Raw genomic sequence first — 10,624 nt, forward strand, 5'->3', positions numbered from 1 at the left:
TATAGTTATGCAGTCATTTGCCCTGAATTTCAATATCAAATTGGTGTTTTTTTTACATAATCTTTCATATGTTTAAGCTTAAGCCAGTTCTTCACTTAAGCTTATGGCTTCAGTCAATGCCTCATGCAAACGTGCTACCGAAATGATCTGCACGTTCGGAATTGGTTTTTGTGGCGCATTGCCTCGAGGCAAAATAATGTATTTAAAACCATGCTTAATGGCTTCTTTTAAACGTTCCTGACCATTCGGCACCGGACGAATTTCACCGGATAATCCGACCTCTCCAAATACTGCCAGTTGTTGTGGCAAGGCTTTGCCACGCAAGCTGGATGCACAGGCCAGTAAAACGGCCAGATCTGAACCGGTTTCAGTAATCTTTAAACCACCGACCACATTCACATACACATCTTGTCCAGAGGTTTGCACACCGCCATGACGGTGCATCACCGCAAGCAGCATATTCAGCCGGTTTTGTTCCAGACCGAGTGCTACACGACGTGGTTGCCCATGGGCATCATCCACCAAGGCCTGCACTTCGACCAACAGTGGACGAGTACCTTCACGGCTAATCATCACGATTGAACCGGGAATGGCTTCATCATAACGGCTTAAGAAAATAGCAGACGGATTGGAAACTTCGCGTAGGCCTTTATCGGTCATGCCAAATACACCCAATTCATTGACTGCCCCAAAACGGTTTTTTACCGCGCGAATCATCCGGTAGCGAGAGTCGGACTGACCCTCAAAATACAGCACACAATCGACCATGTGTTCTAAAACACGCGGCCCGGCCAATGCGCCTTCTTTGGTCACATGACCCACAATGAACAGCGCCGTGCCACTATTTTTGGCAAAACGGGTCAGTAAGGCTGCCGATTCACGAATTTGTGATACGCCACCCGGAGCTGATTGCAAGGTTTCGGTATACAGGGTTTGAATGGAATCGAGAATGGCAACGGCAGGGCGTTCTTGCGCTAAAACTTCACAAATCCGTTCCACACAGGTTTCTGCCATGACTTTAAGATGTTCAGTCGGTAACTCCAGACGATGGGCGCGCAAAGCGACTTGCGAAAGCGATTCCTCACCGGTCACATAGAGCGCAGAACTCTGCGCAGCTGCCATATGGGTAGCCGTTTGTAAAAGAATGGTGGATTTACCAATTCCGGGATCACCTCCAATCAGGACCACTGAACCGGTAACCAGTCCTCCACCCAATACACGGTCAAATTCACCAATCCCGGTTGCCAAGCGTGTTTCATGTGAAACAGAAACTTTATTCAGGGTGGTGATGGTTGCCGCTTGACCAGCATAGCCACCGCCCATTTTCGGTTGTGCACGGTGACTCACTGCAGGTTCAAGACGAACTTCAGTCAGACTATTCCATTCTCCGCAATCTGAACATTGACCCGCCCATTTGGGATGGTCAGTTCCACATTGTTCGCAACGGTATACAGTTTTGACTTTGCTCATTTGAATGGTATCTATATAAATAGGAAGACGGGTGAAGAATGTAGCAATAGCTGTCTGGAAATACAATTTTTTGCATAAATTCTCGCCAAACTTTATCTTGGCACGTAAACTGCTAAAACAAAGGGAAATGAAGAAAAGGAAAGTAAAATGGACTCGATTTGGATGAAAAAGCGACAGAAACACGGTTAGGCTTGAAAAATGTTAAACAATCGCTCAAAAAACTTTATTTATTTTTTTTAATTTGAGCTACTTTTATTACACGAAATTTGAGAGACGAAAATAACAATGTCAAATGAGAACCATAGTTTACCGACTGAAGGTGGTGAACTGCAGCGGAGTTTATCGAATCGGCATTTGCAACTTATTGCGATTGGCGGGGCAATTGGTACAGGTTTATTCATGGGTTCGGGTAAAACCATCAGCCTGGCCGGACCTTCGATTCTGATCATTTATATGATTATTGGTTTTATGGTGTTTTTGGTCATGCGTGCGCTTGGCGAACTGTTACTGTCTAACCTGAAATACAAGTCTTTTATTGATTTTTCTACAGATTTAATTGGTCCTTGGGCGGGCTATTTTGTCGGATGGACCTATTGGCTGTGCTGGATCACCATTGGTATTGCTGACTTATCGGCCATTATTTATTACCTGCAATTTTTTAACGGAGGGCTGCCGTTTACGCCTGGCGAAGGGGTCATGATCAGTGTTGCCGCCATTGTCTTTATTATGGGGCTGAACTTGGTGACCGTAAGACTATTCGGTGAATTAGAGTTCTGGTTTGCGCTTATCAAGATTATTGCCATTGTGGTGCTCATCCTTGTGGGCTTGTGGATGATCTTTACCGGATTCTCTTCAACTGCCGGTGAAGTAGCATCATTTACTCATCTTTGGTCACATGATGGTATTTTCCCAACTGGAGTCACCGGCTTTCTGGCAGGCTTCCAGATTGCGATCTTCGCCTTTGTTGGGGTAGAGCTAGTTGGTACAACTGCTGCGGAAACCAAAGATCCAGAGCGCAACTTGCCTAAAGCGGTGAACTCGATTCCGATTCGTATCATCATTTTCTATGTGTTGGCATTGGTGATTGTCATGTCGGTAACACCATGGAATAAAATTGATCCTAGCATTAGTCCGTTTGTAAACCTGTTTAGCCAAGCCGGTATTGCGGCAGCAGCCATCATCATGAATTTGGTGGTACTGTCTTCGGTAATGTCATCCATGAACAGTGGTGTGTTCTCAACCAGCCGTATGTTGTTTGGTTTATCACGTGAAGAGCAGGGTCCTAAAGCTTTTGGACATTTGAATAAACGTGCTGTGCCTGCAAATGCTTTGTATTTCTCGGCAATCTGTTTGTTACTGGGTGCTGCACTTCAGTACTTCGTACCGAATACGGTTGAAGCCTTCACTTTAGCAACCACGCTTTCCACCATCTTGTTTATTTGTGTCTGGTTGATGATTATCTGGAGCTATATTGTGTATTACAAAACACGTCCAGAACTGCATGCCAAATCAACCTTTAAACTGCCAGGTGGATTATTTACCTGTTGGGTGGTGATTATCTTCTTTATTGGCATGATTTATGTCTTGTCTTTAGAAGCCGATACCATGAAAGCGCTGATGGTCAGCCCGATCTGGTTCATTATTCTGATTATTGGCTACTTTGGTTTCTACAAACCGAAACATAAATAATCAAGCTAAAAGATTAAAACGCCAGTTTCAAACTGGCGTTTTTTTTTAACACACTATAATCTCTAGCGTTTAGTGCTTTGGTCATGTCCCATGATCGGGTTATACTTCTTCGAAAATATGAAATAGGTGGTCAGATGCGTCTTGTCATTTGCTGCATCAGTTTATTGGCAACAGGTTTTGCTTTAGTCGGTTGTGGTCAATCCGGAGCTTTGCAGCTACCGAGCGATCCGAATTATGACAAACGTGCAAAATATTTGTTATATCCCAATGTAGATTCAAAACAGCAGTCTTCAAATAAGGAAGCTGCAGCTCCAGTAGTACAAGAGCTTCCAGCTTCATCTGCTGAAACGAATTAATTTTCAATATCTAAACGCGTCATCGAAAGGATACATTCATGAGTTTTACCCGCATCAATGGGGTTTTGCATGCCGAGCAATGTTCTCTACAACAGCTTGCGCAGCAATTTGGCACGCCACTTTATGTTTATTCAAAAGCGACTTTTGAAAAACATTATTTAGATATGGACCGTGCATTTAGCTTTATCGATCATCAAATTTGTTTTGCGGTAAAGTCAAACTCTAACCTTGCGGTGTTAAATGTACTGGCCAAGCGTGGCGCGGGCTTTGATATTGTCACTGGCGGTGAACTTGCTCGTGTGCTTAAAGCAGGTGGGGATGCCTCTAAAATCGTATTCTCGGGTTTAGGCAAATCTGAAGCAGATATCAAAAAAGCCTTGGAAGTCGGAATTGCCTGTTTCAATGTTGAGTCTTATGCAGAGCTTGATCGCATTCAAAAAGTGGCAGCTGAACTGGGTAAAAAAGCCCCGATTTCTTTACGTGTTAACCCGGATGTGGATGCTAAAACTCATCCTTATATTTCAACAGGTTTAAAAGAAAATAAATTCGGTATTCCTTCCGATACCGTATTTGAAACCTATCAATATGCGGCGTCATTGCCAAATCTGGACGTCGTGGGTATTGACTGTCACATCGGTTCACAATTGACTGAAACCCAGCCTTTTGTTGATGCCTTGGATCGTGTCATTGTGATGATTGAAAAACTTAAAGAGTTGGGGATTAATCTTAAACACATCGATATTGGTGGCGGTTTAGGTGTGACCTATAAAGATGAAGTTCCGCCAACTGTCGAAGAGTATGCCAATGCCTTGAAACCGGCTTTAGAAAAACTCGGTTTGAAAGTCTATATGGAACCGGGTCGCAGTATTTCTGCCAATGCCGGTGTGTTGTTGACCAAAGTGGATTTGCTCAAACCAACCAATCACCGTAATTTCGCGATTATTGATGCCGCGATGAACGACCTGATTCGTCCTGCTTTATATGAAGCGTGGATGGATATTCAGGAAGTGACTCCACGTACTGACGTCGAAGCAAAAGACTGGGATGTGGTGGGTGCGATTTGTGAAACAGGTGATTTTCTGGGTAAAGAGCGTAAGTTGGCCATCAAAGAAAATGATGTACTGGCTGTATTGGGTGCAGGTGCTTACGGTTTTGTAATGAGCTCGAACTATAATAGTCGTGGTCGTGCTGCTGAAGTGATGGTTGATGGTGATCAGGCATACTTGATTCGTGAGCGCGAAACCATTGAATCTTTGTGGGAACGTGAACGGTTATTGCCATAATGGAGATATCTGAGATGTTTTTAGAATTTACCAAAATGCATGGGCTGGGCAATGACTTCATGGTGGTTGATCTGATCAGTCAGCGTGCCTACTTGGATACTGTTACCATTCAACGTTTGGCTGACCGTCATTTCGGCATTGGTTTCGACCAGTTGTTGATAGTTGAACCACCTGATTTACCCAATGTCGATTTTAAATATCGTATTTTCAATGCCGACGGTTCTGAAGTTGAGCAGTGTGGTAATGGTGTACGCTGTTTTGCGCGTTTTGTGCATGAACGTCAGTTGACGACCAAAACCAAAATTAAAGTACAGACCAAAGCCGGTATTGTAGAGCCTGAACTTGGTGCAAATGGCTGGGTTCGTGTGAACATGGGTTATCCTAAATTCTTGCCCAATGAAATCCCGTTCTTGGCGGATGAGCCTGAAAACTTGTATGACATTGACCTGGCCAACAATGAAAAGTTGACTATTGATGTGGTCAATATGGGGAATCCGCATGCAGTGACCATCGTTCCCGATGTCATTACCGCAGATGTCGCACGTATTGGTCCACAAGTAGAATCACATGAGCGTTTCCCGCAACGTGTCAATGCCGGTTTTATGCAAATCATTGATGAAAAGCATGCACGTTTACGTGTGTTTGAACGTGGTGTTGGTGAAACTTTAGCCTGTGGTACAGGTGCCTGTGCTGCAGCTGTTTCCGGTATGCGCCGTGGCCTGTTGGCTAATAATGTTGAAATTGAACTGGCTGGTGGCAAGCTGCAAATTGAATGGAAAGAAGGCGATGTGGTGTGGATGACCGGCCCAACGGCAAACGTCTATCAGGGTCGTATTGATTTGAGTTATTACCAAGGTTGAAATTAGAGCCCTGATTCGTCGGGGCTTTTTTATACCCTTAATAAATGAAATGATGGTTAGTCAATATAATGAGAATACAACATGGAAAATAACGAAAGGAAATTAGAACATCTTCTTGTCAAAGCGAGTTCGGAGCCAAGTCAACGTCCGGAATTTTTAGAAAAATTATTGAACGCTGAGATTTATTGTATTGGATTTAGTGACAAGACCAGTCCACAGGGAAGTTCAGATGTACTTCCTGGAGGGAGTCAAGTGAGTTTGATACATTTTCAGAATGAAAAGGGTGAAACATATCTACCTTTTTTCTTATCTTTAGAGAGTTTGCAAAAAGCGATTCAAGATGAACAATCATATTTACGTATGCCTGCTAGAGATTTCTTTGAACTGACTTTAGGGGCTAATTTGGTGTTAAACCCATACAGTGAATATGGGAAAGAGTTTTTCCCTCAGGAGGTGGAAGCTCTTTTACAAGGTGGATATGGTTCGCTATTGGAAAGTTACGAGTATCAGGAACAGACTGAAGTATTGCTCGGTCAACCTGCAGAATACCCTCATGAAATGATTGATCAGCTACGAGTTTTACTTAAAACCAAACCTGAAGTCAAAACGGCATATCTTGCACAGATGCATGATCCAAAGCGTGATCAGGAACCTACATTGTTGATTGGTTTTGAAACAGATCAGACTATAAATAATGAATCCTTTCAACGTTTAAAAAATCAGATTGGACACGTGGCGTATGAAAGCTTAGAGAGAAAAAGACTGATTGATCTTATACATTTAGATGATGTACACGCTACCAGCGGATTAGAGCATTACTTGCGTCAGGAAACAGCTCCATTCTATGTGCGGAAAAAACAGAAGGAAAAAGGATTTTTTGCTAGACTGTTCTCATAATTTAACTAATCATTTCATTTTGGAAACACACTGTTTTGAATCTTTCTTTGCAAGCCTTGAAGCTGGAGCATCCCCATGACTGTTGATCAAAGTCAGTTACTTGCAATGTGGCTTAAGGAGCGGGAAATCCAAAATCAGTCCAGACATACCTTACAGGCCTATGAACGTGATGTTTCCGATTTCTTAAACTTTTGTGAAAATAAAAAACTGAATCTGGCCAATATCGAAACCACAGATCTACGTGAATATTTGGCTCATAAAGTGGAACAGCAAGGCTTAAGTTCCAGTAGCTTGCAGCGTATGCTCTCGTCCATTCGCCAATTTATGAAATGGGCCGAGCAGGGGCAGTATCTGGCATTTAATCCTGCCGATGATTTTCAGTTAAAACGTATTCCCAGACCGCTTCCGGGCATGGTCGATATTGAAACCGTGAACCAGATTCTAGATCAACCAGCCCCTGAAAAACCAGTCGAACAGCAAATGTGGTTACGCGATAAGGCCATTTTAGAACTGCTGTATTCCAGTGGTTTACGTTTGGCCGAGGTACAAGGTTTGCGTATTAAAGATGTCGACTTTAACCGCCAGTTGTTACGTATTACCGGTAAGGGTAATAAAACCCGGGTGGTGCCATTTGGTAGCAAGGCTCGAGATGCGGTGATGAAATGGCTGCAAGTCTATCCCTTATGGCATGGTGATTTTGTGCCGGATGCCCATGTATTTATTACCCAAAAGGGCAATCCGTTAGGTGCGCGGCAAATTGAAAACCGGGTGAAACTGCAAGCTCTGCGTGCCGGGGTGAATGTGGATTTGCATCCGCACTTATTACGTCATTGCTTTGCCAGTCATATGTTGTCAAACAGTCGGGATTTACGTGCAGTGCAGGAAATGCTGGGACATAGCAATTTGACCACGACACAAATTTATACCCATGTCGATTTTGATCATTTGGCGCAGGTGTATGATCAGGCACATCCGCGAGCACAAGTTAAAAAGTCGTAACAATATTAAAAAATGTTAAAATTTGAATAAATATGGCGTGGACTTTGCTTGATTGTTTTAGCGACAGTCAAGGGAGTTCATTAAAGTTAAATAAGCTCATGAAAAAATATCAGTCTATAAAGATGACATTTTGAACTATTGTCGGATAATAAAAAGCCAATTTATAGGGTATAAGAATCACGTATAACCATACAGTGGATTGCATGAATAATGTATAGCGATGAAATTATTCATACTTCCACTGCAGGTTAGTTAAATATTGGAAGGAAAATGATAGGCGAAACAATGATTACAGGAATTTTAGAGAAATATGACCAGTTAACACCTGCGCAAAAAGAAATTTTTGCAGGTTATGGACTGCGTCAAGTTAAACATTTTGTAGAAATTAGTTTGCCTAATATCGAACCGGTTTTACCTGCCCATGCACATGTACAAGGAATCAATGCAGAAGGTAAGGTACAGGCGATTAATGATGTGACCAAACAAACCTATCTGTGGATTTCAGACCTGCAATGGCAGGAGCGTCCAATTGCGACATCAAATGTTGATTTAAAAGAAGACTTTCTAGCAGTTTGGAAAATATTTAACCTTCAGGCTTATGATTTAATTGATTTAAGCCACATCCATCGTGACTTTTTGCATAATCAGCCTGCTTAATTTATTCTTTTCGTTTGCTAAATTGAGCAGCGGCAATTTGATAAAGCACATGTCTTTGTAAGGGACTGCTGTCATCTAAAGCAGGGTGATTGAAGTAGTCCTTAAACTGCATGCCTAAACGTTGCATCACAGCTTGAGATTTAATGTTTTGTGCCGCAGTGAATGCCACGATTTGTTTTAGATTGAGTGAATCAAAAGCAAAGTTTAAGCACGCCGTTGCAGCTTCGGTAGCAAAACCATTGCCCCAATATTTCTGCTCAAGTCGCCAGGCGATTTCGGTACAGGGTGAAAATGTAAACTGACGCGGTTGAGCATGTAATCCTGTGAATCCAATAAATTCACCTGTCTGTTTTAATTCGATTGCCCAGACACCCCAAGCTTGCGTTTCGATCAGGCCTTGAAATCTATGCGCGAGTGCATCACTTTGTGCTCGAGTTAAGCAATCTGGAAAATAACGCATTACTTCAGGGTTGCAATTCAAGGCATAAAATGGCTTGAGATCGGAATTTTTCCATGCTCTTAAAATTAAACGTGATGTCTCAAGCTGTAAACTCATTTTAGATGTCCTAAAGGTCATCGAGCGGTAATTGGAAACTCTGTTTAATAATCTGGCTGGGTAAATCCGTTTTTACGCTGGTAATACCATTTTTCTTGGTGAGATGCGCCGACTGAAATTTACGGTAACTTTCCAGATCGGGCACAACCACTTTCAGCATGGCATCGCATTCGCCCAAAATAATATAACACTCCATCACCTGGGGAAGTTCCTTCATAGCTTCAATGAAGGTATCAATGGTTTCAGCATCCTGTCCGGTTAACCAGATTCGTGAAAACAATATCAGCTGCAAGCCAATTTTTTGCGGATCGACCACAGTGGTGTAGCTCTGAATCACGCCTGCTTCTTCCAGTAATTTCACCCGACGCAAACAGGAGGATGGCGACAGCCCAATTTCACGGGCCAGATCATTATTCTGCATCCGGCCATTATTTTGTAAGGCTCGAATGATATTTTTATCAATACGGTCCAGTTTTACTGAAACAGATTTGGAAGATAGTTTCATAAAATAGAATATAATTCGAAAAATAATCATAATTATAGAATATTTGAAATCCTATTTTGTACTATTTATTCGATACTAATTTTCACTTTCAAGATATGGAAAGGGAAAAGGAAATGTCTGTATTTGCACTATTCGCCTTAACGGTTATCCCGCTTATTTTCACCCCTGGACCAGATATGCTGTTTATCTTGTCACAAGTGATGGGTAAAGATGCAAAAGCAGGCATGCTGGCAACTGTAGGAATTTGCTTGGGATATTTAGTCCATTCTGTTTTGGTGGCTTTGGGTATCGCAGCCATTATTGTTTCTTTCCCGATGTTATTTGAAACCATTCGCTGGCTCGGGATCGCTTATCTATTATTCTTGGCTTTTAGTTTGATCAAGTCGGTGTTTAGTCAAAATAAACTAGCCATCGAGAAAAAATCATCCTCCAGTCCTGTAAAAAAAGGTTTCTTTACTGCGCTTTTAAATCCGAAAGGCATGCTGATCTATTTTGCAATTTTACCGCAATTTATTGATAAAGCCGGGAATACGGTGAATCAGGGTTTAATCTTGTCCTTTATCTTTATTGGACTCATCTTTGTAGTGTATTGCAGTTTGAGTGTGATCTTTGCCAAAGTTACCCAAAACACCCATATTGATGAACGTAAACAGAAATGGATTGATGGCGGTTCAGGAGGCCTGTTAATGTTGGCTGCAACCTGGCTGATCATTAACTGATAAATTTCAGGAAAGCATGTCGTTATGGCATGCTCTCTTATATAGAATGGTATTTATCCATAAAAAGTACTTTGTTACATCTTTAACTTTAAAAAGCGCTCGATTTTAGGACAAACAGAATGTAGCGATTAGCGTAATCTGTCTTAAATGACAATTCATTACTTTGGCTGCCAGGTCATCCATGTATGCCAGATCAATCAAAAACTAATCGGAAACAAGTATTAAATCAGATCTTTTGATGAAGTTAATCAAATAAAAATATAATAAAAATCAATACTTAAAAAATAAATAAATATTCAGGAATTTCATCTTAATAAAAGCATGAGAAAAAAATATGAACGCCAAGTTCAAGGAAAATGATGCATTTTTACAGCTGTTTCGATAATTGTGACTTGACCGAAATGCCGTACACATTGCAAGATAGGGCACCTAAAAAAATTTAAGTGAAGAGTTATTATAACTTTTCTCAACATTTACATTTGCTAAAACAGCCGAGGATTACATGAAGGCTCTTGTTGCTGTAAAACGTGTGGTTGATGCCAACGTTAAAGTTCGCGTTAAACCGGACAATAGTGGGGTTGACCTTACTAACGTTAAAATGTCAATTAACCCATTCTGTGAAATCGCAGTGGA

The 10,624-nt window shown here is 41.7% G+C and carries 11 protein-coding genes and 1 pseudogene; 9 read left to right on the forward strand and 3 right to left on the reverse strand.

The annotated features are described in order from the left end of the window. Positions 1-78: 78 nt before the first annotated feature. On the reverse strand, positions 79-1,470 hold the full coding sequence (gene radA / locus ACE01R_RS15825; protein ID WP_395552479.1) for a DNA repair protein RadA: 1,392 nt from the start codon (positions 1,468-1,470) through the stop codon (positions 79-81). Positions 1,471-1,755: 285 nt separating this feature from the next. Here radA and ACE01R_RS15830 point away from each other — a divergent pair, with 285 nt between their 5' ends. The 7 genes from ACE01R_RS15830 (at position 1,756) to ACE01R_RS15860 (ending at position 8,211) form a co-directional block, all read left to right on the forward strand. Further along, positions 1,756-3,159, forward strand: a complete 1,404-nt coding sequence (locus ACE01R_RS15830) for an amino acid permease (protein WP_395552480.1) — start codon at positions 1,756-1,758, stop codon at positions 3,157-3,159. Between the two features lie 134 nt (positions 3,160-3,293). After that, positions 3,294-3,515, forward strand: coding sequence for a lipoprotein (locus ACE01R_RS15835; RefSeq protein WP_395552481.1), 222 nt, complete (start codon positions 3,294-3,296; stop codon positions 3,513-3,515). Positions 3,516-3,553: 38 nt separating this feature from the next. Next, the gene (gene lysA, locus ACE01R_RS15840) at positions 3,554-4,798 is read left to right on the forward strand and encodes a diaminopimelate decarboxylase (protein ID WP_395552482.1); all 1,245 of its coding nucleotides are present in this window, start codon (positions 3,554-3,556) and stop codon (positions 4,796-4,798) included. 14 nt (positions 4,799-4,812) lie between these two features. After that, positions 4,813-5,658, forward strand: coding sequence for a diaminopimelate epimerase (dapF, locus tag ACE01R_RS15845; RefSeq protein ID WP_395552483.1), 846 nt, complete (start codon positions 4,813-4,815; stop codon positions 5,656-5,658). Positions 5,659-5,739: 81 nt separating this feature from the next. Next, positions 5,740-6,555, forward strand: a complete 816-nt coding sequence (locus tag ACE01R_RS15850) for an enhanced serine sensitivity protein SseB C-terminal domain-containing protein (RefSeq protein ID WP_395552484.1) — start codon at positions 5,740-5,742, stop codon at positions 6,553-6,555. A gap of 105 nt (positions 6,556-6,660) precedes the next feature. Beyond that, complete coding sequence (gene xerA, locus ACE01R_RS15855) at positions 6,661-7,554, forward strand: site-specific tyrosine recombinase/integron integrase (RefSeq protein ID WP_395552490.1); 894 nt, start codon at positions 6,661-6,663, stop codon at positions 7,552-7,554. 285 nt (positions 7,555-7,839) lie between these two features. After that, positions 7,840-8,211: a hypothetical protein gene (locus ACE01R_RS15860; protein WP_395552485.1), complete on the forward strand. Its 372-nt coding sequence runs from the start codon at positions 7,840-7,842 to the stop codon at positions 8,209-8,211. Between the two features lies 1 nt (position 8,212). On the opposite strand, the gene ACE01R_RS15865 is transcribed toward ACE01R_RS15860, so the two are convergent. Further along, entirely contained in the window at positions 8,213-8,767 is a 555-nt protein-coding gene (locus tag ACE01R_RS15865; RefSeq protein ID WP_395552486.1) for a GNAT family N-acetyltransferase, read from the reverse strand. 10 nt (positions 8,768-8,777) lie between these two features. Then, complete coding sequence (locus tag ACE01R_RS15870) at positions 8,778-9,272, reverse strand: Lrp/AsnC family transcriptional regulator (RefSeq protein ID WP_395552487.1); 495 nt, start codon at positions 9,270-9,272, stop codon at positions 8,778-8,780. A gap of 113 nt (positions 9,273-9,385) precedes the next feature. On the opposite strand from ACE01R_RS15870, the gene ACE01R_RS15875 reads away from it, so the two are divergent. Next, a complete protein-coding gene (locus tag ACE01R_RS15875) occupies positions 9,386-9,991 on the forward strand; it encodes a LysE family translocator (protein WP_395552488.1) in 606 nt (201 codons plus the stop codon). 502 nt (positions 9,992-10,493) lie between these two features. Then, positions 10,494-10,624, forward strand: a pseudogene (locus ACE01R_RS15880) (electron transfer flavoprotein subunit beta/FixA family protein); the annotation flags it as partial.

The sequence above is a fragment of the Acinetobacter sp. BSP-28 genome (assembly GCF_044130285.1).
Taxonomy (GTDB): Bacteria; Pseudomonadota; Gammaproteobacteria; order Pseudomonadales; family Moraxellaceae; genus Acinetobacter.

Excerpts from the sequence above, each read along its gene's own strand:
- ACE01R_RS15860 (WP_395552485.1), top strand. The coding sequence starts at position 7,840 with ATGATTACAGGAATTTTAGAGAAATATGACCAGTTAACACCTGCGCAA.
- dapF (WP_395552483.1), top strand. The coding sequence starts at position 4,813 with ATGTTTTTAGAATTTACCAAAATGCATGGGCTGGGCAATGACTTCATG.
- ACE01R_RS15830 (WP_395552480.1), top strand. The coding sequence starts at position 1,756 with ATGTCAAATGAGAACCATAGTTTACCGACTGAAGGTGGTGAACTGCAG.
- xerA (WP_395552490.1), top strand. The coding sequence starts at position 6,661 with ATGTGGCTTAAGGAGCGGGAAATCCAAAATCAGTCCAGACATACCTTA.
- ACE01R_RS15875 (WP_395552488.1), top strand. The coding sequence starts at position 9,386 with ATGTCTGTATTTGCACTATTCGCCTTAACGGTTATCCCGCTTATTTTC.
- ACE01R_RS15865 (WP_395552486.1), bottom strand. The coding sequence starts at position 8,767 with ATGAGTTTACAGCTTGAGACATCACGTTTAATTTTAAGAGCATGGAAA.
- ACE01R_RS15850 (WP_395552484.1), top strand. The coding sequence starts at position 5,740 with ATGGAAAATAACGAAAGGAAATTAGAACATCTTCTTGTCAAAGCGAGT.
- ACE01R_RS15870 (WP_395552487.1), bottom strand. The coding sequence starts at position 9,272 with ATGAAACTATCTTCCAAATCTGTTTCAGTAAAACTGGACCGTATTGAT.
- ACE01R_RS15835 (WP_395552481.1), top strand. The coding sequence starts at position 3,294 with ATGCGTCTTGTCATTTGCTGCATCAGTTTATTGGCAACAGGTTTTGCT.
- lysA (WP_395552482.1), top strand. The coding sequence starts at position 3,554 with ATGAGTTTTACCCGCATCAATGGGGTTTTGCATGCCGAGCAATGTTCT.
- radA (WP_395552479.1), bottom strand. The coding sequence starts at position 1,470 with ATGAGCAAAGTCAAAACTGTATACCGTTGCGAACAATGTGGAACTGAC.